General features: G+C 65.5%; 25 protein-coding genes. 16 read left to right on the forward strand and 9 right to left on the reverse strand.

Features of this window, described 5'->3' with window-relative positions; genetic code table 11:
• Positions 1-164: 164 nt before the first annotated feature.
• The 5 genes from ACFQU1_RS07165 to ACFQU1_RS07185 all read left to right on the forward strand — a co-directional run bounded on the left by ACFQU1_RS07165 (position 165) and on the right by ACFQU1_RS07185 (position 4250).
• Positions 165-665 carry a YbjN domain-containing protein gene (locus tag ACFQU1_RS07165; RefSeq protein WP_378130781.1) on the forward strand — a complete coding sequence of 167 codons (501 nt, stop codon included), beginning with the start codon at positions 165-167 and terminating at the stop codon, positions 663-665.
• A gap of 138 nt (positions 666-803) precedes the next feature.
• Positions 804-1625, forward strand: coding sequence for a pyrroline-5-carboxylate reductase (gene proC, locus ACFQU1_RS07170; RefSeq protein ID WP_378130783.1), 822 nt, complete (start codon positions 804-806; stop codon positions 1623-1625).
• Positions 1626-1721: 96 nt separating this feature from the next.
• On the forward strand, positions 1722-2456 hold the full coding sequence (locus ACFQU1_RS07175; protein WP_378130785.1) for a TetR/AcrR family transcriptional regulator: 735 nt from the start codon (positions 1722-1724) through the stop codon (positions 2454-2456).
• Positions 2457-2540: 84 nt separating this feature from the next.
• Complete coding sequence (locus ACFQU1_RS07180) at positions 2541-2897, forward strand: tRNA-binding protein (RefSeq protein ID WP_378131598.1); 357 nt, start codon at positions 2541-2543, stop codon at positions 2895-2897.
• Between the two features lie 54 nt (positions 2898-2951).
• Positions 2952-4250 carry a hemolysin family protein gene (locus tag ACFQU1_RS07185; RefSeq protein WP_378130787.1) on the forward strand — a complete coding sequence of 433 codons (1299 nt, stop codon included), beginning with the start codon at positions 2952-2954 and terminating at the stop codon, positions 4248-4250.
• A 125-nt stretch (positions 4251-4375) separates the two neighbouring features.
• On the opposite strand, the gene ACFQU1_RS07190 is transcribed toward ACFQU1_RS07185, so the two are convergent.
• Genes ACFQU1_RS07190 through ACFQU1_RS07200 form a run of 3 tightly spaced genes read right to left on the reverse strand, consistent with a single transcriptional unit; the run spans position 4376 to position 7031 of the window.
• A complete protein-coding gene (locus ACFQU1_RS07190) occupies positions 4376-5746 on the reverse strand; it encodes an ATP-binding protein (protein ID WP_378130789.1) in 1371 nt (456 codons plus the stop codon).
• The gene (locus ACFQU1_RS07195) at positions 5743-6468 is read right to left on the reverse strand and encodes a response regulator (RefSeq protein ID WP_378130791.1); all 726 of its coding nucleotides are present in this window, start codon (positions 6466-6468) and stop codon (positions 5743-5745) included. Before ACFQU1_RS07195 ends, ACFQU1_RS07190 begins: the two co-directional genes overlap by 4 nt.
• A complete protein-coding gene (locus tag ACFQU1_RS07200; protein ID WP_378130793.1) occupies positions 6465-7031 on the reverse strand; it encodes a MarR family winged helix-turn-helix transcriptional regulator in 567 nt (188 codons plus the stop codon). Before ACFQU1_RS07200 ends, ACFQU1_RS07195 begins: the two co-directional genes overlap by 4 nt.
• 154 nt (positions 7032-7185) lie before the next feature.
• Here ACFQU1_RS07200 and ACFQU1_RS07205 point away from each other — a divergent pair, with 154 nt between their 5' ends.
• Positions 7186-8073: a branched-chain amino acid aminotransferase gene (locus ACFQU1_RS07205; protein WP_378130795.1), complete on the forward strand. Its 888-nt coding sequence runs from the start codon at positions 7186-7188 to the stop codon at positions 8071-8073.
• A 44-nt stretch (positions 8074-8117) separates the two neighbouring features.
• On the opposite strand, the gene ACFQU1_RS07210 is transcribed toward ACFQU1_RS07205, so the two are convergent.
• The 5 genes from ACFQU1_RS07210 to uvrC form a co-directional block, all read right to left on the reverse strand.
• Complete coding sequence (locus ACFQU1_RS07210) at positions 8118-9545, reverse strand: MATE family efflux transporter (RefSeq protein WP_378130797.1); 1428 nt, start codon at positions 9543-9545, stop codon at positions 8118-8120.
• Positions 9546-9645: 100 nt separating this feature from the next.
• Positions 9646-10101, reverse strand: a complete 456-nt coding sequence (locus tag ACFQU1_RS07215; protein WP_378130799.1) for a molybdenum cofactor biosynthesis protein MoaE — start codon at positions 10099-10101, stop codon at positions 9646-9648.
• A gap of 2 nt (positions 10102-10103) precedes the next feature.
• A complete protein-coding gene (gene moaD, locus ACFQU1_RS07220) occupies positions 10104-10364 on the reverse strand; it encodes a molybdopterin converting factor subunit 1 (RefSeq protein WP_378130801.1) in 261 nt (86 codons plus the stop codon).
• 187 nt (positions 10365-10551) lie between these two features.
• A complete protein-coding gene (gene pgsA / locus ACFQU1_RS07225) occupies positions 10552-11142 on the reverse strand; it encodes a CDP-diacylglycerol--glycerol-3-phosphate 3-phosphatidyltransferase (protein WP_378131600.1) in 591 nt (196 codons plus the stop codon).
• 83 nt (positions 11143-11225) lie between these two features.
• Entirely contained in the window at positions 11226-13424 is a 2199-nt protein-coding gene (uvrC, locus tag ACFQU1_RS07230) for an excinuclease ABC subunit UvrC (protein WP_378131602.1), read from the reverse strand.
• A gap of 159 nt (positions 13425-13583) precedes the next feature.
• Here uvrC and ACFQU1_RS07235 point away from each other — a divergent pair, with 159 nt between their 5' ends.
• Positions 13584-14111, forward strand: coding sequence for a GNAT family N-acetyltransferase (locus ACFQU1_RS07235; RefSeq protein WP_378130803.1), 528 nt, complete (start codon positions 13584-13586; stop codon positions 14109-14111).
• A gap of 7 nt (positions 14112-14118) precedes the next feature.
• On the opposite strand, the gene ACFQU1_RS07240 is transcribed toward ACFQU1_RS07235, so the two are convergent.
• Complete coding sequence (locus ACFQU1_RS07240; protein WP_378130805.1) at positions 14119-16185, reverse strand: mechanosensitive ion channel family protein; 2067 nt, start codon at positions 16183-16185, stop codon at positions 14119-14121.
• Between the two features lie 212 nt (positions 16186-16397).
• Here ACFQU1_RS07240 and ACFQU1_RS07245 point away from each other — a divergent pair, with 212 nt between their 5' ends.
• From ACFQU1_RS07245 to ACFQU1_RS07285, 9 genes are all read left to right on the forward strand, one after another.
• The gene (locus ACFQU1_RS07245; protein WP_378130807.1) at positions 16398-16973 is read left to right on the forward strand and encodes a hypothetical protein; all 576 of its coding nucleotides are present in this window, start codon (positions 16398-16400) and stop codon (positions 16971-16973) included.
• A gap of 231 nt (positions 16974-17204) precedes the next feature.
• Positions 17205-18149, forward strand: a complete 945-nt coding sequence (locus ACFQU1_RS07250) for a ribose-phosphate pyrophosphokinase (protein WP_378130809.1) — start codon at positions 17205-17207, stop codon at positions 18147-18149.
• Positions 18150-18182: 33 nt separating this feature from the next.
• Positions 18183-18899 (forward strand): 7-cyano-7-deazaguanine synthase QueC, encoded by a 717-nt coding sequence (queC, locus tag ACFQU1_RS07255; RefSeq protein WP_378130811.1) that lies wholly within the window; start codon positions 18183-18185, stop codon positions 18897-18899.
• A gap of 18 nt (positions 18900-18917) precedes the next feature.
• The gene (locus ACFQU1_RS07260; RefSeq protein WP_378130813.1) at positions 18918-19499 is read left to right on the forward strand and encodes a VUT family protein; all 582 of its coding nucleotides are present in this window, start codon (positions 18918-18920) and stop codon (positions 19497-19499) included.
• Positions 19500-19684: 185 nt separating this feature from the next.
• Entirely contained in the window at positions 19685-20305 is a 621-nt protein-coding gene (locus ACFQU1_RS07265; RefSeq protein WP_378130815.1) for a 50S ribosomal protein L25/general stress protein Ctc, read from the forward strand.
• Positions 20306-20444: 139 nt separating this feature from the next.
• Positions 20445-21065 carry an aminoacyl-tRNA hydrolase gene (gene pth, locus ACFQU1_RS07270; RefSeq protein WP_378130818.1) on the forward strand — a complete coding sequence of 207 codons (621 nt, stop codon included), beginning with the start codon at positions 20445-20447 and terminating at the stop codon, positions 21063-21065.
• 3 nt (positions 21066-21068) lie between these two features.
• A complete protein-coding gene (gene ychF, locus ACFQU1_RS07275; protein WP_378130820.1) occupies positions 21069-22166 on the forward strand; it encodes a redox-regulated ATPase YchF in 1098 nt (365 codons plus the stop codon).
• A 4-nt stretch (positions 22167-22170) separates the two neighbouring features.
• A complete protein-coding gene (nfi, locus tag ACFQU1_RS07280; RefSeq protein WP_378131604.1) occupies positions 22171-22836 on the forward strand; it encodes a deoxyribonuclease V in 666 nt (221 codons plus the stop codon).
• A 249-nt stretch (positions 22837-23085) separates the two neighbouring features.
• Positions 23086-23658, forward strand: a complete 573-nt coding sequence (locus tag ACFQU1_RS07285; protein ID WP_378130822.1) for a hypothetical protein — start codon at positions 23086-23088, stop codon at positions 23656-23658.
• The last annotated feature ends 78 nt before the right edge of the window (positions 23659-23736 follow it).

The following is a 23736-nucleotide window of genomic DNA, read 5'->3' on the forward strand; positions in this document are numbered from 1 at the left end:
TTGGTTAGCGAGGTTCTGTTCGGCGGATACGCCCGTGGATGTATCGACTCTGTGTTCGGTCTTTCGCAGCGTGGTCGCGTCGTCGGTTTTTATGTTTGCCCGATGTTCTCCCGTGCCTTTACGGCAACCGTCTCGATTGACCCCGTACGAGCCGAGGGATCGGCATGACCCACGTCGAGTTTGAAGTGCACCGCTCCGAACATCCGCTCGACGTCGTCGAGCGGCTGGCGTCCGATCACGACTGGACCTTCGACCGGGCCGAAGACGACGAGATGTCGGTGTCGGTGTCCGGCAGCTGGACCGACTACCACATCGCCTTCACCTGGATCGAGGATGTGGAGGCGGTCCATATCGCCTGCGCCTTCGATCTCAAGGTTCCCGACCGCCTGCAGACCGAGGTGATGCGCCTCGTCGCGCTCATCAACGAGCAGCTGTGGGTCGGGCATTTCGATCTCTGGCTCCAGGAAGACGTGGTGATGTTCAGGCATGCGCTGCTGCTCGCCGGCGGCGCGGAGCCGAACCACGGCCAGTGCGAGATGCTGCTGCGCACCGCGACCGAGGCCTGCGAGCGCTACTACCAGGCCTTCCAGTTCGTCATGTGGGCCGGCAAGAGCGCCCGCGAGGCGCTCGACAACGTGCTCTTCGAGACCGAAGGCGAGGCCTGAGGCCAGCGAACTATCCACCCTCCGCCCCAGCCTCCCCGCTGGTGCCGAGGGTGAGCGGCGCACCTCGCAGGCCGATCCGGCTTGACCTTCCCCTCCGCGCGCCTGACAAGAGGGCGAATGCTGGAGGTCCCTCGGGTCATGACTGTCCAACTCCCCACCTCGCTCGCTCTCGTCGGTGCCGGAAAGATGGGCGGCGCCATGCTCGACGGCTGGCTGAAGACCGGCCTCCCTCCCGAGCGCATCACGGTCATCGATCCCAATCCCTCGCCCGCCATAGCCACCCTTGCGGGTGAGCGGGGCATGATGCTGAACCCGGCGGCCGGCGGCACGCCGCCACAGGCGGTGCTCGTGCTCGCGGTCAAGCCGCAGATGCTCGACGAGGCGGCGCCGCATCTCGGCAGCTTGTTGAAGTCCGACAGCCTCGTCCTGTCCATTCTTGCGGGCAAGACCATCGCCGACATTAAGGCGCGCCTACCGCGAGCCGGCGCAGTGGTGCGGGCCATGCCCAATCTTCCGGCCTCGATAGGGCGCGGCATCACCGCCGCGGTGGCGAGCCCGGAGGTCTCAGCGGGCCATCATGAGCTGGCGCAGATCTTGCTCGCCGGTGTCGGCGCGGTGGAATGGCTCAGCGACGAGCGCCTCATCGATGCGGTCACGGCGATCTCCGGCTCCGGCCCGGCTTACGTCTTCCATCTCGCCGAATGCCTGGCGGAGGCCGGCCGGGCGCTCGGCCTTCCCGCCGATGTCGCGGTGCGGCTCGCCCGGGCGACGGTGAGCGGCGCCGGCGAATTGCTGCACCAGTCGGATCTGCCGGCCGGGACCTTGCGCGAGAACGTCACCTCACGCGGGGGCACTACCGCGGCTGCTCTGCAGATCCTGATGGCGCCCGATGGCTTGCAGCAGCTCATCACGCAGGCGGCCGAGGCGGCGCGCTGCCGGGCTGAAGAGCTGTCGGGCTGAAAAAGCGTCGCAGCGGCGCCTTTTTAACGAGTGACGCTTTTTCGCCATGCCGGGCGTACTATCTTGTTCTGATGGAGCATGAAGAGGAGCACGGCCATGGCTGACATTCCCAATACAGACGCGCCTGCCGCGGGGCAGCCCAAGCCGAATAACCGCGATGCCGCCATCGACGCCTTGATGAAGCTTGCCGCTGAGCGGGACTGGCGGGAGATCGGCCTCGCCGATATCGCGCGCGAAGCAGGCATCGGCCTCGCCGACCTGCGCGATGCCTTCCCCTCCAAAGGCGCCATTCTCGGCGGCCTCATTCGCCGCATCGACCGCCAGGTGCTGGAAGGCACCACCGCCGATTTGGCGGAGGAGCCGGCGCGCGAGCGGCTGTTCGACGTGCTCACCCGGCGCCTCGATGCTTTCGCACCCTACAAGGCGGCGCTGCGGCGCATCAGCGCGGAGTTCCGGCGCGATCCGCTCTCGCTCGCTGCCATGAACAAGCTCGCGCTCAACTCGCACCGCTTCATGCTTGCCGCGGCGGGCATCAATACCGAAGGGGCCATGGGTCTCATCAAGATCCAGGGCTCGGTATGTGTGTTCTCGGACGTGTTCCAGACCTGGCTCGACGACGACGACCCGGATATGGCGCGGACATTGGCGCGGCTCGACCGCGAATTGCGCTCCGGCGAACGCCTGCTCGTCTGCTTCGAGGATGTTGGCCGTCTCACCGCACCCTTCCGCGCCATGGCCCGCACGTTCCGCTCAGGCCGGCACCGCTACCGGCGTGACGACTACCGGGACCGCAGCCGCGACGAGGGGGAGGATTTCGTCCCCGCGATCTGAATGGTCTTTGCATCCCGGCCTTCGGCAGGATACGAAAAAGGCGAAGCGGCGAATGCACGATTCGCCTTGCCCCACCGTGCCGAGATGCCCGCGATCTCCTCTCCGCCGACCGCGACCTACGACGACTTCCTGAAGCTCGACATTCGGGTCGGCACGGTCGTTGAGGCATCTCCCTTTCCGGAAGCGCGCAAACCCGCGATTCGGTTGGTCATCGATTTCGGCGGCGAGCTCGGCCGCAAGAAGTCCTCCGCCCAGATTACGCGCAACCACCGGCCGGAGGCCCTCATCGGCCGGCAGGTGCTCGCCGTCGTCAATTTTCCACCGCGCCAGATCGGCCCGATGATGTCGGAGGTCCTGACCCTCGGTGTTCCCGACAAAGCCGGGGAAGTCATGCTGATCGGGCCCGACCGCAAGGTCCCCGATGGCGGTCGTCTTTATTGATGAGAGATTGCCGACTGTCGGCGGATAGATCCCGCGTGCTATGACCAATTCGTCATGGTGATATTCGAACTTCTGGTCGTCGCCGTTCTCGTTTTCCTGAACGGCTTGCTGGCGATGTCCGAACTCGCCGTCGTGTCGTCGCGGATCCCCCGTCTCAAGGCGCTCGCGGCGAACGGCCGCAAGGGCGCCAATGCGGCCCTGCAACTCGCCGCCGATCCCGGACGCTTTCTCTCGACGGTGCAGATCGGCATCAGCCTCATCGGCGTGCTGGCCGGCGCCTTCTCCGGCACGACGCTCGCCGGGCGGCTCACGGCGGTGCTGGTGAGCCGGGGCATGAGGGCGGAGGTGGCCGACCCGCTGGCCTTCGGCCTTGTCGTCGGGCTCATCACCTATCTATCGCTCGTCGTCGGCGAGCTCGTGCCCAAGCAGCTCGCGCTGCGCAATCCGGAATCGGTGGCCTCCTCCGTCGCCCCGGCGATGGTCGTGCTGTCGCGGATCTGCGCGCCACTCGCCTGGTTGCTCTACGTTTCCCAGGAAGCGGCCCTTCGCCTCCTCGGGGCGCGCCAGGAGCAATCGGCGGGCGTCACCGACGAGGAAATCAAGACACTGGTCGCCGAAGCCGAGACTGCCGGGGTGCTGGAACCCGAGGAGCGGCAGATGATTGCAGGCGTCATGCGGCTGGCGGACCGCTCGGTCGGCGCCATCATGACGCCGCGGCCGGACGTGGACTGGGTTGACCTCACCGACGACGAGGAGACGATCCGTCGGACCGTCCTCGACAGCCGCCGCTCCCGCCTGCCGGCCATGGACGCGGAGGGCGTCGCCGTCGGCGTCATCCAGGCGAAGGACATGCTCAACGCCTTTCTCTCCGGCAAGCCATGGAACGTGAACGAGCTGGTGCGCGAGGCGCCGGTGGTGATCGACACCTTCAGCGCCCTGTCGGTGCTGGAGCGGCTGCGCGTCTCGCAGGTGCCGATGGCGCTCGTGCATGATGAGTACGGCAATTTCGAAGGCATCGTCACGCCGGCCGATCTGCTCTCCGGCATCGCCGGGGCCTTCCACGGCGAAGACGAGCACCACGAGCCGCGGGTGGTCGAGCGCGCCGACGGCTCCTTCCTCATCGGCGGCTCGACGCCCGCCGATGAATTGGCCGATCTCCTCAATATCCGCCTCGACCCGGACCGGGACTATCACACCGTCGCCGGTTTCGTGCTTGCCGTGCTGAAGAGCCTGCCGCAGGTCGGCGAATCCTTCGAATGGCACGGCTGGCGCTTCGAGATCGTCGATCTCGACGGCGCGCGGATCGACAAGCTTCTCGTCTCGCGCGCTCCCCTCACCCACCGGCGGCGCTGAATTCCGTCGCGCCGATCCCTCCCTCAGGGGAGGACAATTCCGCCATGAGGTAAGGCCCGCGTCCCACGATCAGCTGCGATGCCGCCCCCTTGAGGAATCGACAACACACGCCCGCAGCACGCTGATTACACCGGCAGGCGCACAAGCGCCCTCAAGCCGCCGAGCGGACTATCCGTCAAGGTCACCTCTCCACCGTGCGCCCGGGCGATGTCGCGCACGATCGCGAGGCCGAGGCCCGTTCCGCCCGAATCCATGTTGCGGGCTTCGTCGAGCCGGAGGAAGGGCTTGAAGACCTCCTCGCGCATGTCGACCGGCACGCCCGGGCCGTCGTCGTCCACGGTCAGCGTCAGCCAGCGTCCATCGGAGGTCGCCGTCACCACGACCCGGGTGCCGTGGCGGATGGCATTGGCGAGGAGATTGAGGAGCAGCCGACGAAAGGCGTCCGGCCGCAGGGTGACCATGAGCGGCGCCTCAGCCTCGATGCGCACGTCGTCGCCCTGGCGCTCGAGGTCCGATCGCACCGCCTCCAATAGCTCGGCGATGTCGGTCGGTACCGCTTGTTCGGTGGTGTCGCCACGCGCGAAGGCGAGATAGGCCTCGAGCATCCGCGCCATCTCGTCGACGTCGCCGCGCAACGCCTCGAGCTCCGGCCCCTCCTCCATGAAGGCGAGCGAGAGCTTGAAGCGGGTCAGGATCGTCCGCAGATCGTGGCTCACGCCATTGAGCATGGTGGTGCGCTGCTCCATGGCGCGCTCGATGCGCCGGCGCATTTCGAGGAAGGCTTGGCCCGCCCGCCGGATCTCGCGCGCGCCGCGCGGCATGAAGCTGACGTCGCGCCCCTTGCCGAAGCTCTCGGCGGCGCTGGCGAGCCTCAAGATCGGCTTGATCTGGTTGCGCAGGAAAAGAATGGCGATGACGAGCAGCACCATCGAGGTGCCGAGCATCCACATCAGGAAGATATGCGAGTTCGACGCATAGGCCAGGCTGCGCCGGGCGATGATCCGCATGATGCGATGGTCGAGCTTGATACGGATCTCGATGAGATTGGAGCGCCCGACCGTATCGATCCAGAACGGGCGGCCGATCTGCCGGCGGATCTCATCGGAGAGAACCGCGTCGAGGATCGAGAAGAAGGGCTTCGGCCCGGGCGGCGGCAGATCCGTCTCCGGCAGGAAGTCGACGTCGAGGCCAAGCCGCTCGCTGGCGATATTCGTCAGGGTCGTCGCATCCGCGTCCTGCGGGTAGCTTTCATAGACATCAATGAGCGCGGCGATATCGGCCGTCACGGCCGACGACAGCCGCCGGGTCACGAGCTGCCAGTGGCGCTCCATGAAGACATAGGCGACGACCGACTGCAGGATGATGAAGGGCGCGATGACGATGATCAGCGTGCGCGGATAGAGGCCCTTCGGCAAGAGGCTGCCGATCCGGCGGGCCATGCGGTCGAGCAGGGGGCCGGGTCCATTGATGGTCTTGACCAGCTGCAGAAAGGTCATCCGTCCACGACGAGCCGATAGCCGATGCCTCGCACGGTTTGCAGATAAACGGGATTGGCCGGGTCACGCTCGACCTTGCGCCGCAATCGGTTCATTTGCACGTCGACCGTGCGTTCGCTGGCCGCGGCGCCATTGCCGGCGAGGTCTTCCCGCGGCACCTGCTCGCCGGCGCGATCGGCGAGGATCGTGAGGATCTCCCGTTCACGATCGGTGATGCGTACGATCTCGCCGTCGCGGCGCAGTTCGCCGCGATCCAGCCGAAAGATGAAATCGCCGAAACGCACGGCCTCGCGCTGCGGCCTCGTCTCGTTCGCCTCGTTGGAGAGGCGTTTCAGGATATTGGCGACTCTGAGCAGCAGCTCGCGCGGCTCGAAGGGCTTGGGCAGATAATCGTCCGCGCCGATCTCCAGGCCCTGGACCCGGTCGGCCGGCTCGGCGCGCGCTGTCAGCATGACGATGGGTACACCCGAATCCTGCCGTAGCCGGCGGGCGAAGTCGAAACCGCTCTCGCCCGGCATCATGACGTCGAGCACGATGAGATCGAAGACGAGATGGGCGAGCTTGGCCTCGGCCTCCGCCGCCGTGGCCGCCGCCGTCACCCGGTAGCCGTGCTGATTGAGAAAGCGCGTCAAGAGCTGCCGCAGCCGGCGGTCGTCGTCGACCACGAGCAGATGCGGCGCGTCGTCCGCCAGTCTCGGTTCCACCACGTCGATGCGGGTCACGGCCTCGGTGCGGCTCCTTTCCAGACGAGGCGTGCCACATGGGCGCTGTCGTCCGGATCGATCATGGCGAACAGGAAGCGCAGCGCAGCCTCGCGCGTTCCAGCGTCGCATTTTGCGAGCGCGCGGGCAATGCGTTCCTGCTGCACCTCGGACATGGCGAGCGCGAGCTCCTTGCCCTTCTCGGTAAGGAAAAGAAGCCGCTGGCGGCGGTCCGTGACGCCGGCCCGCTGTTCGACGAAGCCGTCGCGAATGAGCTCTTTCAGGACGCGATTGAGGCTCTGTTTCGTGATGCGGAGAATGTCGAGCAGCTCGGCGATGGTCAGCCCGGCCTGCCGACCGACGAAATGCAGAATCCGGTGATGGGCGCGGCCGAAGCCGTAGTCGCCGAGCATGCGATCCGGATCGCTCACGAAATCGCGATAGGCGAAGAAGAGGAGCTCGATCAGCTCGTAATCCGGGCTCGGAGTAGTCTCGCCTGCCGCCACGGGGCGATCGTCTGCGGGGCGGGTCGAACCGGGCACAACAGTCTCGATACTCGATCGTGCCACTCCGGTCCTCCTCATTTTTATGTCAGCCTTATTGACATATTTCAGGCTGATTGTTACTCGTCAAGTGTCATCCGCGAAAGGAAAGAACCTTAACGGGTTGGTGCGCGAACAGATTAGCTGTGCGTCACGCACCGGGCCCACCGCGGGGAATCGCCGAGGAGATCCCGAGATGTCTGCTATCCCCTTCGACCAACGCGAAGGTTCCATCTGGTTCGATGGCGTTCTTGTGCCGTGGAAGGATGCCACCGTGCATGTGCTGTCGCATGGACTGCACTATGCGTCCTGCGTGTTCGAAGGCGAGCGCGCCTATGGTGGCGCCATCTTCAAGAGCACCGAACATTCCGAGCGCCTCCTGCAGTCGGGCCGGCTGCTCGATTTCGAGATCCCTTATACGGCGGCCGAAATCGACGCCGCCAAGGCCTTGGTCGTGAAGACCAACGGCAAGCCGGACGCCTATGTGCGGCCCGTCGCCTGGCGCGGATCGGAGATGATGGGCGTCTCCGCCCAGAACAACAAGATCCACCTCGCCATCGCCAGCTGGGAATGGCCGAGCTATTTCGATCCGGCGGCACGCCTCAAGGGCATCCGCCTCGACATGGCCGACTTCCGCCGGCCCGATCCGGCGACCATTCCCTCCAAGGCCAAGGCCTCCGGCCTCTACATGATCTGCACCATTTCCAAGCATAAAGCCGAGCGCAGGGGCTATGCCGACGCGCTGATGCTGGACTGGCGCGGCCATGTGGCCGAATGCACCGGCGCCAATATCTTCTTTGTGAAGGACGGCGTGCTGCATACGCCGACAGCGGATTGCTTCCTCGACGGCATCACCCGCCGCACGGTGATCGAACTCGCCAAACGCCGCGGCATTGCCGTCAACGAGCGCACGATCCTGCCGGAGGAGCTCTCCTCCTTCAGCGAATGCTTCATCTGCGGCACCGCCGCCGAGGTGACGCCCGTCGGCGAGATCGGCCCCTATCGTTACACACCCGCCGCCATCACGCAGACGCTGATGGAAGACTATTCGCGCGAGGTGCTGCCCAAAGCGAAGGCGGCGTAACACAATCCCGCCCTGGGCGCGCATGTGCAGCCCAGGGCGGAAAGCTAATGCGCCGGTGCGAGCTCAACCGGACGCCTTATACCGCCGACCAGGCCGAGCCGGTCGCGCCGCATCCAGCGCCACATCAGCAGGCTCGCGACAATCGCCAGGCCCGTCGCGAGCCCGATCCAGATGCCCGCTCCGCGCATGCCGAGCGGAAAGGCCAGCGTAGCGCCGAGCGGCAAGCCCAGCACCCAGTATCCCGTCGCTGCAATCATCATCGGCACGCGCGTGTCGTGCAGGCCGCGCAACATGCCGATGGCGACCGCCTGCCCGCCGTCCACCACCTGAAACAGCGCGGCGAAGGCGAGGAAGGTGACGGCGAGGCTGACGACCCGCGCGTTGGCCGGATCGCGCACATCGAGAAAGGCGCTGACCAGCACCTCCGGAATGGTGATCATGGCGGTCGCGGTGAGCAACATGAAGCCGAAGACGAGCGCGAAGGCCGTCCAGCCGGCCCGAGTCACGCCATCGGGATCGCCGGCGCCATAAGCGCGGCCGACGCGCACCGTCGCCGCCTGACCGATGCCGAGCGGCACCATGAAGGTGAGCGAGGCGATCTGGATGGCGATGGAATGGGCGGCGAGTTCCGCTGCGCCCAACAATCCCATGAGGAAGACGGCGGCGTTGAAGATCGTCACCTCGAAAGCGAGCGTCGCGGCGATCGGCAGCCCGAGGCGCCAGAACTCCACGAAACGCGGCCAATCCGCCCGCCAGATCCGGCCGAACAGGTGATAGCGGCGGAAGCGCCGGTCGGTGAGCGCGACCGTGGCAAGCCCCGCGAAGAGCAGCGTGCTCGACAGGCTCGTGGCGATGCCGGAGCCCGGCAGGCCGAGGGCCGGGAAGCCGAGATTGCCGTACATCAGGCACCAATTGGCCCCGATATTGAACAGAATGGCCGCCGCCCCGATGGCGAGCGACCACAGCGGCCGCTCCAGCGCCGACATGAAGGAGCGCAGCACGAGATAGGCGAGGAAGGGCAGCACCGACCACTGCAACGTCCGCAGATAGTCGCCGGCCGCAGCCGCGAGGTTCGGCTGCTGTCCGAAGGCGAGCAGGATCGTTTCTCCATTCCACAGAATGAGCCACGCAGGGATCGAGATGAGACCGGCCGACCACAGGCCCTGCCGTACCGTGCGGCGGACCTCGCGCACGGAATGGCGGTTGCGGCCGATCTCGCGCGCCACCATCGGCGCCGTCGCGGTGACCAGACCGATGCAGAAGATGAGCACGGCGAAATAAAGATTGGTGCCGAGCGCGCCGGCCGCGAGCACATGCGCGCCGAGCCGCCCGGTCATGATGACGTCCGTCGTCGTCATCGCCGTCTGCGCGAGATTGGTCAGGACGAGCGGCCACCCGAGCGACAGGGTCGCGCGGAGCTCCGCGCGCCAAGCCTCGCGGCCGGCCGCCGTATGGTACCCGTGGATGGTCATGCACAGGGATGTAGCGCAAGCCGGCGATTGCCGCCAGATTGAGCAGTAATGAAGTCTTTTTATACGTGTCTCAGCGCACGCTCATGAGTTTGCCGGCAAACTAATACCGCCAACGCTCCGCAGCTTCGTCGTCGCTCGCCTTGGCCGCGACCCAGCCGTCGCTGCTGCCGTCCGCCCGGTGCTCCTTCTTCCAGAAGGGGGCGGAAGTCTTGAGATAGTCCATCAGAAAGGACGCCGCCTCGAAGGCCGCCTGGCGATGGGCGGAGGCCGTGACCACGGCGACGATCACCTCGCCCGGCCGAATAAGGCCGTGGCGATGGACGACGCTTACGCCCTGCAGGGGCCAGCGGCGCTCCGCCTCGGCGACGATGCGCGCGATCTCCTCCTCCGCCATGCCGGGATAATGTTCGAGTTCGAGCGCCGCGAGCTCTCCGCCCTCGTCGCGGCAGAGGCCGGTAAAGGTCACGACGGCGCCGATATCGGTCCGGCCTGCGGTGAGCGCGCCGGCGATTTCGGCCGGATCGAAGGGCGCTTCCTGGACGCGGATGCTGGCCATGATCAGCCGCCCGTCATCGGCGGGAAAAACGCAATCTCCTGCGCTCCGGCCAGGGAGGCATCACCGCGCACATGCCGACGGTCGATGGCGGCGCGCACCACGTCGCCCTGCGCGAAGGCGGCCGCGTAGCCCTCCCCGCGGGACTTGAGCCAGCCGATCAGGCTGGCGACGGTCGTCACCTCGGGCGGCAGAGCGACGGTTTCCGATGCGAGACCGACGCGTTCGCGCAGCCAGGCGAAATAGACGAGCTTGACTTCCGACATGGTCCTTGGGGCCTCATGCTTGCCGGTTCCGTTGTCATCCCGGGGCGACCTGAAGGGTCGAGCCCGGGATCCAGAACCGATGAGGCCGGCCGAAGAGGCACGACATCGGAGTGCGCTCAATTGCATGCGCATCGTTTCTGGATCCCGGACAGCGCCTGCGGCGCTTCCGGGATGACGACAGCCCCGTTTACTGCCCGCGCCGGTCTTCCTCCAGAAGGTGACGCAGCCCGGCACGGAAGTAATCGAAGCCCGTATATAGGGTCAGCACCGCGGCGATCCAAAGGAGGCCGAGGCCGATGCGCGTGATGCCGGTGACGACGTCGTCGCCGGCGGGCCCCGCGACGAGAAAGCCGAGCGCGACGAGTTGCAGCGTCGTCTTCCACTTCGCGACTTTGGTGACCGGCACGCTGACCTGCAGCTCGGCGAGAAATTCGCGCAGGCCCGACACCAGGATCTCACGGCACAGAATGATGATGGCGGCCCACAGCGACCAGCTGTTTATGGTGCCGCCGGCGACCAGCATGAGGAGGCTCGCGGCGACCAGGAGCTTGTCGGCGATCGGGTCGAGCATGCGCCCGAGCGCCGACTGCTGTTTCCACGCGCGGGCCAGATAACCGTCGAAATAATCGGTGATCGCCGCGGCGATGAAGATCGAGAAGGCGAGCCAGCGTGTCCAGGCATCCTGTGGCCAGAACAGGCAGACGACCAGCGCGGGCACAGCCAGGATGCGCCCGTAGGTGAGCATATTGGGCAGATTGAAGGTTCGCGCGCGATACATGGGCTGCCCGTCGTTACTCTCGGTGGGATCACGAATATCCGCCGAGGTCAACGGTTTCGATGCGGCGCCATCGGCCATGCCAGTCAACCCTGATTCTCGTGAAAGAAATCGTAAACGATCTTGGCCGTCGCTGCATTGATGCCCGGCGCACGCTGCAAGTCCTCGAGAGAAGCTCGCGAAACCGCCTTGGCGGTGCCGAAATGCATCAAGAGCGCGCGCTTGCGGGCCGGACCGATGCCGGCGATCTCGTCGAGCGGGCTCTTGGTGAAGGCGCGCTTGCGCTTCGCGCGGTGCGTGCCGATGGCGAAACGATGCGCCTCGTCACGCAGGCGCTGGACGAAATAGAGCGCGGGATCGCGCGGCGCGAGCTTGAAGGGCGCCCGGCCCGTCATCACGAAGGTCTCACGGCCGGCATCGCGGTCGGCGCCCTTGGCGACGCCGACGAGCGGCACGTCCGTCACGCCGATCTCGGCGAGTGCACCGCGTGCAGCCTCCAATTGCCCACGCCCGCCGTCGATCAGCACGAGATCCGGCCAGGCGGGAAATTCCTCGTCGTCGAGCCCCTCCTCGACCTCCATCTCGCCCTCGAACCCGGTGCCAACCTCTCCCCGGCGGGGAGAGGTCGGCCGCGAAGCGGCCGGGTGAGGGAGGTCGAACTCATTATTGGAGGGAGAAGTTTCCCTCACCCCGTCACTCTCCCCGCCGGGGAGAGGGGACGCGATCTCCGATAGTGCTGCGTCCGTTGCCGACGTTGAAGCGACGTTCCCACGCGGCGCTTCCTTGAGCAGCCGCGCGAAACGCCGGTGGAGCACCTCGCGCATCATTCCGAAATCGTCCCCTGGGGTCAGATCCTCGGACCGTATGTTGAAGGTGCGATAATGCGATTTCATGAAGCCCTGGCGGCCGGCGACGATCATCGCCCCGACCGCGTTGGTGCCCATGATGTGCGAATTGTCGTAGACCTCGATGCGGCGCGGCGGCGCGGTCAAACCGAAGGCCTCCGCGAGCCCGGCGAGCAGCTTCTCCTGCGAGGAATCTTCGGCGAGCCGCCGCCCCAGTGCCTCGCGCGCATTCTTCAGCGCATGGTCGACCAGATCACGCTTTTCGCCGCGGCGGGGCGTGGCGGCCTCCACCCGCTGGCCGGCGCGGGTCGACAATGCGTCGGCGAGAAGTCCCTGCTCGGCGAGATCATGTGAGATGAGCAGCAGCTTCGGGCAGGGCTTGTCGTCGTAGAACTGCACGATGAAGGAGGCGAGCACGTCCGCCGGCGACATTCCGGCGTCCGCTTTGGGAAAATAGGCGCGATTTCCCCAGTTCTGGCAGTTCCGGAAGAAGAAGACCTGCACGCAGAACTGCCCGGCCTGGAGATCGATGGCGAAAACATCGGCCTCCGCTACGGACTGGGGATTGACGTCCTGGCTCGCCTGTACGGCCGAAAGAGCGGCAAGGCGGTCGCGATAGCGCGCCGCGCGCTCGAATTCGAGCGCTTCGGCGGCCTTCTGCATCTCATCGGCGAGCGACCGTTTCACCGCCGTGGAGCGCCCGGACAGGAAGGCGCGCGCCTCGGCGACGAGCCCGGCATAGTCGGCGGGGTCGATCTCGCCTGTGCAGGGGGCTGAGCAGCGCTTGATCTGATAGAGCAGGCAGGGCCGCGTGCGGTTCTCGTAATAGCTGTCGGTGCAGGTGCGCAGCAGGAAGGCGCGCTGCAGGGCATTCACGGTGCGCGTCACGGCGCCGGCCGAGGCGAAGGGCCCGTAGTAGTCGCCCTTGCGGTTGCGCGCGCCGCGATGCTTCACCAGCTGCGGCGCGGCATGGTCGCCGGTGAGCAGGATATAGGGAAAGGACTTGTCGTCCCGCAGCAGCACATTGTAGCGCGGCCTCAGCTGCTTGATGAGATTGGCTTCGAGCAGCAGCGCCTCGGTCTCGGTCGCCGTCGTCACGAATTCCATCGCCGCCGTTTCAGCGATCATGCGCGCCGTGCGGTTGCCGCCATGGCCGATGCCGCGGACATAGGCCGCAATGCGTTTCTTGATGGACCGTGCCTTGCCGACATAGAGCACGTCGCCGGTGGCATCGATCATCCGGTAGACGCCGGGGCCGTTCGGCGCCGTCTGCCAGAAATCCCGGATGATCGCCGCGCCGGCCTTCAGCGATGCGGGAGCCTTGTCGGCGAAGCCGAGATCGATTCCCGACGCGACATCGTCCGCCTCCTCAGGGGATTCCACGATGAGCGCTTCGTTCCGCGCTTCCTCGCCGGGATCGATTTCGCGTCCGATAGCCATGGCCATGACGTGACCCCGGACAGGCGCGAGGTCAAGGGGTGGCGCTCCTTCGCCGCGGCCCGACTTGATTTTCAGCGCCGAACGTTGCCGATAGGCGTCCCTGTCGATGTGTGTTTCTGAATAACCGATGGCCTGGAGAATTGATGATCTGGAAAATCGATGACTGAACCGAAAATCCTCCCCCTCCTGCCCTCGCTCTTCCGCGAACCTCTCGGCTCGCAGGCACCGTTGCTCCTCCTGAACAACGCCCACGCAACGGAACTCTCCTTTGTCAGCGCCGCGCGCATGGCGCAACTTGTCGAGGAGGCCTTTCTCGCCTGCAGCATCGGTGATGCGGATGCCCTCCTTCTCGCCTTCGATCAGGACGCGGACTACGACAGCCCGAACTTCCTGTGGTTCCGCGAACGCTTCCCGCGCTTCGTCTATGTCGATCGCGTGGTCGTCGCCCCGGCGATGCGCGGCCGCGGATTGGCCCGCATGCTCTATGACGCTCTGTTCCAGCGCGCGGCCGCGGCTGGGCATGAGCGGGTCGTCTGCGAGGTGAACAGCGATCCGCCGAATCCGGCTTCCGATGCGTTCCATGCGGCGCTCGGCTTTGCCGAGGTGGGCAAGGCGCAGCTCGCCCATTCGGGCAAGACGGTGCGCTATCTCTGCCGCGACCTGATCGTCGGTGTCCCGTTGGCGTGAGCGTGCCTTAGGCGACCTGATCCCGCACCGGCTTTGCCAGCGTTGTTGCCGCGGCTCCGGCGCTCTCCAGCTCAACGGCCTGCGCTGACGCGTTATGGCCCTGTACGACGACCGCATTCGAGGCGAATTCGATACCGTTCTGGCTAAACGCCCGGTGGAGACGCTTGACCGCCTCGCGCTGGATCATCGTCTGCTTGCCGGGCCTGACCGTGAATTTGAAGCGGCACAACAGCGCCGTCGGCTCGATGTCCGTGACGCCCTGCATCTTCAGGGGAGCGAGGAACTCCTCCGCATATTCAGGCATCTCCGCCAGTTCCACACCGACCGCCTTGGCGAGCTTGCGCGCCTTCTCGACGTCGGCGTCGCGCGCCAGCCGCAGGTTGAATTTCAAGGTGGCATAGTCGCGGCTGAAATTGGTGACGGCACCGAGCTGGCCATAGGGGATGGTGTGGAACTGGCCGTTCTGGTGGCGCACGCGCACCGAGCGGATCGAGAGACGCTCCACCGTGCCCTTGTGGCTGCCGGCCTGGATATATTCGCCGACCCGGAAGGCATCATCGGCCACGAAGAAGATGCCGGAGACGATATCGCGCACCAGCGCCTGCGAGCCGAAGGAGAAGGCGAGCCCGAAGATGCCGGCGCCGGCAAGGAGCGGCGAGATATTCACCCCCAACCGGTCGAGGCCGAGCAGCACCGCCGTCGCCACGATCAGCACGCCGAAGAAGCCGCGGAGAATGGGCATGATGCTCGACAGCCGCGACGTGACAGGCGCCCCTGCCGGCGCGCTGTCGTCGGCATGCATGCCAGGCAGGGCGAGCATGGCATGGCCGAATTTCCGCGAGGTCCACAGGCCGAGGAGCTCATAGGCGAGATAGCCGAGAAGGAGAACGGTGAGCACCATCACCATGGCCTGGTCGAAGACGCGGAACTCCTCCCAGGTGAAGATCCCGAGCACGTCCACCAACCAGGATCGCGCGAGCATCACGAGCACGGTGGCACTGGCAACCGCCACCAGCATGCGTCGGGCGACGTGCAGGGGCGAGAACTGATGCTTGCCGTGCACCGCCGATAGGTCCGCACGCCCCCTGATGGCGAATGACAGCATGCGCTCGATGATGAAGGCGATGAGAACGACCGCCATCGCCCAGAAGGCGATGTTATAGGCGTTGAACCGCAACATGCTGAGGCCGATCGTCCACAGCCCCCAGGCGACCACCACCATGACTTTGCAGGCGTTGCCGACGGCCTTGCGCCAGCCATGCGCCCCGGCAAAGAAGCGCTGCAGCGCCAGCAAGGCACCAAGCGCGATCAGAGCGCCGACCACGAGGCTCGCCGCCTGAGCGCTCGGCACCGTCATGCCGGCATCGACCGCCAGCGGCAGATATTTAGCGATGAGGAAACCGAAAGCGAAGCAGACCCCGGCGGCGAGATAGGCTTGCCGCGCCCGCGCGTCATCCGCAGCGACGAGCCGCAAGCTGGGCTCCCCCGGCCGCAGCAGGATGCGGAACGGCAGCATCCAGATGCGCCATTGCACCGCCGCCGTCACGAGCCCCACAGCCAGGAGGTCGATGAGCGCCGCGCCTTGCAGAAGCCTCCGCCCGAGCGGAACGGCAATCACCATAGTTAGCGCCAGCGCGAGGATATCCAGAAGCGCCCGCCGGGCGATCGCCCCCGCATCGGGACCTGCGGAGCCCCATGTTCGAAAGCGAGCCACGGCAAAGCGACTGAGCAGGAGCGGCAGGAAAAGAACAACGATCGCGACGGCGAGCGCCTTGGCCATGGCCCATTCCGGATCGACGGCCTGGTCGAATATCCTATCCGTCGCGGTGACGAGATCGGCCGGCGCGAAGGGCAGCGCCGCGACAATGGTCTCCAGTCTGTCAGCCGCGGTATCGAGATTGCCCCACATCCGATTGAAGCCGCTGTCGAGTTCCGCGCGCAGCGGATTGACTGCCGCCTGCTCCGGTGTCGCGGCTTCGCAGCGTATCGGGAGGACGACAGCGGCCGCCAGCAAGATCAACGGTGCGAGCCGTCGTGCCCAGCTCAATCGCGACACCCGTCCCATCATCGTCATCCCCGTTCCCGATATTGCTAAGTTGCGCTTTCACATGACGCACGCAAGCATTTCCGGCAGTCCGGGGCTCGGAATTGCGCTCAATTCCGCCGACGGGATTAACGGTTAACGCTCAACATGTTGCCTCAAGCTGGACCTGGAGCGTTCCGAGGCGTAGAGTTTAACATTCCATTAAGTGTTCAGTCGGTGATTCGGAGGCTGCGAGCTGCATGATGCAGACAAGATCGACGTCGCTCCGGATGCTTGTTATCGGCGCGATGCTGGGTCCGGTGCTCGGCGCCTGCCAGACGAATACGGTGGCGATGAACGCTCCGCCCGGCATGCCGGTCGCGCTCGAAAGCATCGAGGGCGCTCCCGACACGGTGAAGACCGAACTCACGTCGGCGCTCGCCACCGCAGCCGCCGCCCGCAAAATCGAGCTCGTTCCAAGCCAGGATGCGCGTTACCGGATCAAAGGCTATGTCACGGCCTATGACCGCCAGGACGGCCATACCGAGATCGCCTATGTTTGGGACGTGTTCGACGGCGACAAGCGCCGGGCGAAGCGGATCGAGGGCGTGAGCCCCGTGCGAACCGCGGCCGGCGGCAATGCCTGGACCGCACTCGATCAGGCGACCATCGCCGGTGTCGCCACGGCGAGCATGAACCAGGTCGCCGGCTTTCTCGCCTCAGATGCGCAGACGAGCACGGCTGCTCAGCCAGGGACGACATCGACGAGCGTTGCGGCGACCACATCCGTCACGACTTCGGGAACGTCGACGAGCGCCCTGGGGTTCGCCGACGAGTAACTGACCGGCGAATAACCGGCCACGCGTAATGGCAGAGCACCTCCAACGGCAGTCGGCCCTGCCGGCCATTTATGTTAGGATGAGACATCTTGCACGAGCATTTCGTGCACCGCTGCTATTGTTCGCGCGCGCCGTGGCTGGTATGAGCCCGGCGGGATCGAATATGTCTGCATTATGACATCAAGCGCCCCGCTCAAGTCGCGCCGCATCATCAAGCACGGAACCGGCCGTATGAAAGCCTCGATCAAGCTTGTCGCGGGCAACTCGAATCGCCCGCTCACTGAGGCCATCTCGAATTATCTCGAGGTTCCGCTCACCGCCTGCCAGGTCAAGCGCTTCGCCGACATGGAGGTCTTCGTCGAGCTGCTCGAGAACGTGCGCGGCGAGGATGTTTTCGTCGTCCAGTCGACGTCCTTCCCGGCCAACGACCATCTGATGGAGCTGCTGATCATCATCGATGCGCTGCGCCGCTCCTCGGCACGCCGCATCACGGCGGTGATGCCCTATTTCGGCTATGCGCGGCAGGACCGACGGGCGACGGGCCGCACGCCCATCTCGGCCAAGCTGGTCGCCAATATGGTGACCCATGCCGGTGCCGACCGCGTGCTCACCGTCGATCTTCATGCCGGTCAGATCCAGGGTTTCTTCGATATCCCGACGGATAACCTGTTTGCCGCCCCGGTGATGGTGCGCGACATCAAGGAACGGCTCGACCTCGACAATGTCATGGTGGTCTCGCCGGACGTCGGCGGCGTGGTCCGCGCCCGCGCGCTCGCCAAGCGCATCGATGCGGCGCTCGCCATCGTCGACAAGCGGCGCGAGCGCCCCGGCGAGTCCGAGGTCATGAACATTATCGGCAATGTCGAAGGCCGCACCTGCATTCTCGTCGACGATATCGTGGATTCCGGCGGCACCTTGTGCAATGCCGCCGAGGCCCTGCTCCAGCATGGCGCCCGCGAGGTCTATGCCTACTGCACCCACGGCGTGCTCTCGGGCGGCGCGGTTGCGCGCATCGCCTCCTCGCAGCTCAAGGAAATGGTGATCACCGATTCCATCCTGCCGACCGAGGCGGTCAAGGTGGCGCGCAACATCCGCACCATCACCGTTGCGCCGCTGCTGGGCGAAGCGATCGGCCGCACCGCGACGGAATCGAGCGTCTCCAGCCTCTTCGACTGACATGAGCTGAGGATTGCGGGAGGCGAAGCGGCCATGGCGCATCTCGCCGACGACCGGGCCCTTGTCCTCCTCTCCGGCGGTCAGGATTCGACCGTCTGCCTCGGCTGGGCGCTCAACCGCTATGCCCATGTCGAGACGATCGGCTTCGACTATGGCCAGCGCCACCGCGTGGAGCTCGCCTGCCGGCAAGTGATCCGCGAGCGCCTCGCGGGCGGGATCTGCGGTCCGGGCGAACTCGGCGAGGATCACCTCGTCCAGCTCGATGCGCTCGGGGCGATCTCCGAAACGGCGATGACGCGCGACGTCGCGATTGCCACGGACGAGACCGGCCTTCCGACCACCTTCGTGCCGGGCCGCAATCTCATCTTCCTTTCCTTTGCCGCCGCCCTCGCCTACCGCCGCGGCTGCCGCCATATCGTGCTCGGCGTCTGCGAAACGGATTTCTCGGGCTACCCGGATTGTCGCGACGACACCATCAAGGCGATGCAGGTGGCGCTCAATCTGGGGATGGACGCCCGATTTGTCCTTCAGACGCCGCTCATGTGGCAGGACAAGGCGGCGACCTTCGCGCTCGCCGAGAAGATCGGCGGAGCCCGCTTCGTCGACCTCGTGGTCGAGGAGACCCACACGTGCTATCTCGGCGACAGATCGCTGCGGCACCCTTGGGGCTACGGCTGTGGAACCTGCCCCGCCTGCAGCCTGCGCGCCGCCGGCTGGGCACGCTGGCAGGGCGAAACGCCCGCTGATTGATCCGAACCGGATTTTCGCATGAACACGCTTGCTGATGCCTCCATCGCGCGCCGACGCCTCGTCGAGGGTCTTGTCGCCCTCTGTCTGTTCGGCCTGACGATACCGGCCGCCAATTGGCTCATCGGTCATCTCGGCACGACTTGCGTGCCGAACGGCCCATGCCTCATTCCCGTTGCACCGGGTATCGATGCGCCGAGCGGCGTGCTGATGATCGGCCTGGCGCTCGTGCTGCGCGACATCGTGCAGCGCCGCCTCGGCGCGGGGATGGCGCTTGCGGCAATCATCGCAGGGGCGGTGATCTCCGCCTTCCTCGCGCCGCCGGCGATCGTGATCGCCTCCACCCTCGCCTTCCTGCTGTCGGAACTCGCCGATTTCGCGGTCTATACACCCCTGCAGCGCCATCGCTTCGTGCTCGCAGTCGCGCTATCGAGCCTGGTCGGCCTCCTGGTCGACAGCGCCGTCTTCCTCTTCATCGCTTTCGGCAGCCTGGATTTCCTCGCCGGCCAGGTGATCGGCAAAGCCTGGATGGTGCTCCTCGCCATGCCCATCGTGCATTGGCTGCGCCGCCGCGACGCGCGGCTTGGCCTCGTCCCGGCCTGAAGGCTCGCCGCCGCGGGCTTTGCTTTCCTGCCGATCGGCGCTATAAGCGCGGCGCGCCCGCCAGACACCCCTGGAGGCACGGGCGCGCTCTCAGGACCGGGTGCAATGGCGCCCACCGGGACGGCGAGGCCGCGCGATGGCGCGGCTCTTTTGCGTTCCGACCACCATGTAAGGACCGTCAAGCCATGACCGATACGAAACAGATCAAGGCTGTGGCGCGCGAACGGGTCGGCAAGGGGGCCGCCCGTGCCGTTCGTCGCCAAGGCCAGGTTCCCGCCGTGATCTACGGCGCCGGCCAGCCCGCCACCCCCGTGGCACTCGATTTCAACGAGACGAAGCGCCTCATCTTCGCCGGCCATTTCCTCACGTCGATCTTCGAGATCGATCTCGATGGCGAGAAGACCCGCGTCATCCCGCGCGACTACCAGCTCGATCCTGTCAAGGATACGCCGGTGCATGTCGACTTCCTGCGGGTGACCAAGGATGCGACGATCAGCGTCGAGGTGCCCGTGCACTTCATCAACCAGGCTGCTTCGCCCGGCATCAAGGCCGGCGGCACGATCAATATCGTCCATCATGCGATCGAGCTGATCGTACCGGCCGATGCCATCCCGGAAGCGATCGAGGTCGATGTCACGGGTCTCGAAATCGGCGCCTCGATCCACTTGACCGACGTGAAGCTCCCAGCGGGCGCACGCGCGGCAACGAACGAGCGCGATTTCACGGTGGCGACCATCGTCGCGCCGGCCAAGCTCGACACCGAGGCGGCGGTTGAGGCTGCCGGCGCCGAAACGACGGCCGAGTGAGAGCCGCATGCGGAAGGGATTGCCCTTCCGCAAACGGTTGACGAGGGAGGAAGCGGCCCGCCGCCTCCTCCCCTTCATGCAGCACCAGGCAGGCCTCCGGATGCCCTGATGGGCCCCGTCCGACCACGCGAGATACGCCATGCTCATCTTCGTCGGGCTCGGCAATCCCGGAGATCGCTACCGGTTCAATCGTCACAACATCGGCTTCATGGCCGTGGAGGCGATCGCCCGCGCTCATTCCGCCGGGTCCTGGCGCCAGCGCTTTCACAGCCTCGTCGCGGAAGCGACCATCGCCGGCGAGCGCGTGCTGCTCATGGAGCCGCAGACCTACATGAACGAGTCCGGCCGGGCGGTCGGCGAGGCCGCGCGCTTTCTCAAGGTGCCGCTCGAGCAGATCGTCGTCTTTCACGATGAGCTCGATCTGGCGCCCGCCAAATTGCGGATGAAGACGGGCGGCGGCAATGCCGGCCATAATGGGCTGCGCTCCATCACCGCCCATCTCGGCAATGATTATCGCCGCGCCCGGCTCGGCATCGGCCATCCCGGCGACAAGGCGCTCGTCCTGAACTATGTGCTCAACGACTTCGGCAAGGGTGAGATGGCCTGGGTCGAGGATCTGACGGCAGCGATGGCCGAGCACGCCGGCCTGCTCGCCAAGAGCGAGGACGCGAGTTTTCAGAACAAGGTGCATCTCGCCATGGATGCGCGCGGCTGGACGGATGTGAAACGCGTGGGCGAACGCGACGCCGCGAAGGAGTAGGATATGGGTTTCAAATGCGGCATCGTCGGCCTGCCCAATGTCGGCAAGTCGACGCTCTTCAACGCCCTGACGCAGACGGCCGCCGCGCAAGCGGCGAATTACCCCTTCTGCACCATCGAGCCCAATGTCGGCGAGGTGGCTGTGCCCGATCCGCGGCTCGACACATTGGCGGCGATCGCCACCTCGGCGCAGATCATTCCGACGCGGCTCACCTTCGTCGACATCGCCGGGCTGGTGCGCGGCGCCTCCCAGGGCGAGGGCCTGGGCAACCAGTTCCTCGCGAATATCCGTGAGGTCGATGCCGTCGCCCATGTGGTGCGCTGCTTCGAGGACAGCGACGTCACCCATGTCGAGGGCAAGATCGACCCGCTCGCCGATATCGAGATCATCGAGACCGAGCTCATGCTCGCCGATCTCGAAAGCCTCGAGCGCCGCCTGACCACGCTCGACAAAAAAGCGCGTGGCGGGGATAAGGAGGCCAAGGAGAGCCTCGACCTGATCAACCGTTCGCTCGTGCTGCTGCGCGAGGGCAAGCCCGCCCGGCTGGTGGAACGCAAGCCCGAGGAAGAGAAGCTCTTTGTCGGCCTCGGCCTCCTCACCTCCAAGCCCGTGCTCTATGTCTGCAATGTCGAGGAAGCATCCGCCGACAAGGGCAATGGCTTCTCCGAGAAGGTCATGGAGCACGCGCGCCAGGAAGGCGCCAAGGCCGTCGTCGTCTCCGCCAAGATTGAGAGCGAGATCGCCGTGCTGCCGCCCGAGGAGCAAAAGGACTATCTCGATGCCATCGGACTTGTCGAACTCGGCCTCAATCGGGTGATCCGGGCGGGCTACGAGCTTCTCGGTCTCGTGACATTCTTCACCGTCGGTCCGAAGGAAGCTCGCGCCTGGACGATCACCCGCGGCACGCGCGCGCCGCAGGCGGCGGGCGTCATCCACACGGATTTCGAGAAGGGCTTCATCCGCGCCGAGACCATCGCCTATGACGACTATGTCGCCGGCAAGGGCGAGGCCGGCGCGCGCGATGCCGGGCGCCTCAGGCTGGAAGGCAAGGATTATGTCGTCGCCGACGGCGACGTGCTGCACTTCCGCTTCGCCAACTGACGTGGTGCAGCTCCATCGCCGCCACGACTGGAACCTGACGCCGCGCGACGCTATCGCGCTGCAGCAGCGGCTCAGGGGCGACGTGATCCTCGACCGGCCGCTGGATCTCACCGCCATCCGCCTCGTTGCCGGCGTCGACGTCAGCGTGCGCAATAATGTCTCCCAGGCGGCTGTCGTCGTCGTGAGCTTTCCCGATCTCACCCACGTGGAGACGGTGCTGGCGCATATGCCGACGCCTTTCCCCTACGTGCCCGGCCTCTTGAGCTTTCGCGAAGGCCCGGTGCTGGAGGAGGCCTTCGGCAAGCTGCGCCACCGACCGGACGTCTTCATCTTCGACGGTATGGGGATTGCGCATCCGCGGCGGCTCGGCATTGCGAGCCACATGGGGCTGTGGCTCGATTTCCCCACCATCGGTTGCGGCAAGACGCGGCTCTGCGGGCAGCACGACGAACCCGGCCGAGAGAAGGGCAACGCCGCCCCGCTCGTCGACAAGGGCGAGACCATCGGCGTCGCCTTGCGCACGCGCGCCGGCACGAAGCCCGTCTATATCTCGCCGGGCCATCTCTGCGATCTCGCCTCGGCCGTGGAAATCACCCTCGCCTGCACGCCGAAGTTTCGACTGCCCGAGCCCATCCGCCTGGCGCATAACGCCGCCGGAACCTTAAGCTGACGTCCGGCTTGAGGCTGTTGGTCAAGTCGCCGTAGCACCTGCACCGCACCGGTTCCCGTTATTGGATCTCGCCTGCACAGCAGCCGGTGACCCTGATCGCCGGCGACGCGCGGGCCATCGACGACTTTTTGCCCCCGGAAAAACGGAGAGGGCTGAAGAATAGGAAAAAAATCAACTGAAATATTCGCTAATTTTTTAGTATTTGCAAGTCATTGACCAATCTCTCACCTCAATGCCATCATAGGCGGCATGAAGTGGCAAAAATACTTTGTCGTCAATCTCAGCGCAGAGGACGTTCATGCCTGCAAGCATGTGACAGCCTGGAAGATCCGCTACGGGATACCGTATCATCGCTGCTTTTCGCTGGGAGTGCCAAGCCGAAGTGATTGTCTGCCGCTATATCCTCTCACCAGCGGATCATTCGCCGAAGCCGACTACTTTTCCAAGCTCATCATCGTCTCTCATGGAAACGAATGGTCGATCAACTACTGGACGCCGCCCGAACTTGCTCAACATCTATATGCATGGGGCTTGCGGCAGGTCGGCTTGATATCGATCAAGTCGTGCCATGCTGGCCGGGGCAGGTATCTCGACGAGCTCGCCTGCGGCCTCGCCTTCCAAAGTATCGGCTTCGGCTGGCTCATTGGCTATCGCGGCTTCAGCAGGCTGGAGGGCCCTTCTCTGGGGAAGGCCTACGAGGTGACGAGTGAAGAGGACGCCTTTTGCCGCAGCCTCGGCATCAAACTGCCGGATCCGCTGCGCATCCGGACTGTGCGTGGCAATGTCGCAGTGAGCAATCCGTACAGCCCCCGTTTCATGTGATCCGCGAACGAGCGAACTGGCTGCTAATGCTGCGCAAGTGGAGCAAATATTTCATTTTGAACCTATCGATGTACGACC

Origin of the sequence: Chelatococcus sp. GCM10030263, assembly GCF_042666455.1 — a bacterium.
Taxonomy (GTDB): Bacteria; Pseudomonadota; Alphaproteobacteria; order Rhizobiales; family Beijerinckiaceae; genus Chelatococcus.

What these genes read in the sequence shown, in the direction of transcription:
- ACFQU1_RS07260 (WP_378130813.1), top strand. Translation starts at nt 18,918, where the DNA reads ATGAACACGCTTGCTGATGCCTCCATCGCGCGCCGACGCCTCGTCGAG.
- ACFQU1_RS07165 (WP_378130781.1), top strand. Translation starts at nt 165, where the DNA reads ATGACCCACGTCGAGTTTGAAGTGCACCGCTCCGAACATCCGCTCGAC.
- ACFQU1_RS07200 (WP_378130793.1), bottom strand. Translation starts at nt 7,031, where the DNA reads ATGAGGAGGACCGGAGTGGCACGATCGAGTATCGAGACTGTTGTGCCC.
- ychF (WP_378130820.1), top strand. Translation starts at nt 21,069, where the DNA reads ATGGGTTTCAAATGCGGCATCGTCGGCCTGCCCAATGTCGGCAAGTCG.
- ACFQU1_RS07175 (WP_378130785.1), top strand. Translation starts at nt 1,722, where the DNA reads ATGGCTGACATTCCCAATACAGACGCGCCTGCCGCGGGGCAGCCCAAG.
- proC (WP_378130783.1), top strand. Translation starts at nt 804, where the DNA reads ATGACTGTCCAACTCCCCACCTCGCTCGCTCTCGTCGGTGCCGGAAAG.
- moaD (WP_378130801.1), bottom strand. Translation starts at nt 10,364, where the DNA reads ATGTCGGAAGTCAAGCTCGTCTATTTCGCCTGGCTGCGCGAACGCGTC.
- ACFQU1_RS07210 (WP_378130797.1), bottom strand. Translation starts at nt 9,545, where the DNA reads ATGACCATCCACGGGTACCATACGGCGGCCGGCCGCGAGGCTTGGCGC.
- ACFQU1_RS07205 (WP_378130795.1), top strand. Translation starts at nt 7,186, where the DNA reads ATGTCTGCTATCCCCTTCGACCAACGCGAAGGTTCCATCTGGTTCGAT.
- ACFQU1_RS07215 (WP_378130799.1), bottom strand. Translation starts at nt 10,101, where the DNA reads ATGGCCAGCATCCGCGTCCAGGAAGCGCCCTTCGATCCGGCCGAAATC.
- ACFQU1_RS07250 (WP_378130809.1), top strand. Translation starts at nt 17,205, where the DNA reads ATGAAAGCCTCGATCAAGCTTGTCGCGGGCAACTCGAATCGCCCGCTC.
- uvrC (WP_378131602.1), bottom strand. Translation starts at nt 13,424, where the DNA reads ATGGCTATCGGACGCGAAATCGATCCCGGCGAGGAAGCGCGGAACGAA.
- pgsA (WP_378131600.1), bottom strand. Translation starts at nt 11,142, where the DNA reads ATGTATCGCGCGCGAACCTTCAATCTGCCCAATATGCTCACCTACGGG.
- pth (WP_378130818.1), top strand. Translation starts at nt 20,445, where the DNA reads ATGCTCATCTTCGTCGGGCTCGGCAATCCCGGAGATCGCTACCGGTTC.
- ACFQU1_RS07190 (WP_378130789.1), bottom strand. Translation starts at nt 5,746, where the DNA reads ATGACCTTTCTGCAGCTGGTCAAGACCATCAATGGACCCGGCCCCCTG.
- ACFQU1_RS07235 (WP_378130803.1), top strand. Translation starts at nt 13,584, where the DNA reads ATGACTGAACCGAAAATCCTCCCCCTCCTGCCCTCGCTCTTCCGCGAA.
- ACFQU1_RS07185 (WP_378130787.1), top strand. Translation starts at nt 2,952, where the DNA reads ATGGTGATATTCGAACTTCTGGTCGTCGCCGTTCTCGTTTTCCTGAAC.
- ACFQU1_RS07240 (WP_378130805.1), bottom strand. Translation starts at nt 16,185, where the DNA reads ATGACGATGATGGGACGGGTGTCGCGATTGAGCTGGGCACGACGGCTC.
- ACFQU1_RS07245 (WP_378130807.1), top strand. Translation starts at nt 16,398, where the DNA reads ATGCAGACAAGATCGACGTCGCTCCGGATGCTTGTTATCGGCGCGATG.
- ACFQU1_RS07265 (WP_378130815.1), top strand. Translation starts at nt 19,685, where the DNA reads ATGACCGATACGAAACAGATCAAGGCTGTGGCGCGCGAACGGGTCGGC.
- queC (WP_378130811.1), top strand. Translation starts at nt 18,183, where the DNA reads ATGGCGCATCTCGCCGACGACCGGGCCCTTGTCCTCCTCTCCGGCGGT.
- ACFQU1_RS07285 (WP_378130822.1), top strand. Translation starts at nt 23,086, where the DNA reads ATGAAGTGGCAAAAATACTTTGTCGTCAATCTCAGCGCAGAGGACGTT.
- ACFQU1_RS07180 (WP_378131598.1), top strand. Translation starts at nt 2,541, where the DNA reads ATGCCCGCGATCTCCTCTCCGCCGACCGCGACCTACGACGACTTCCTG.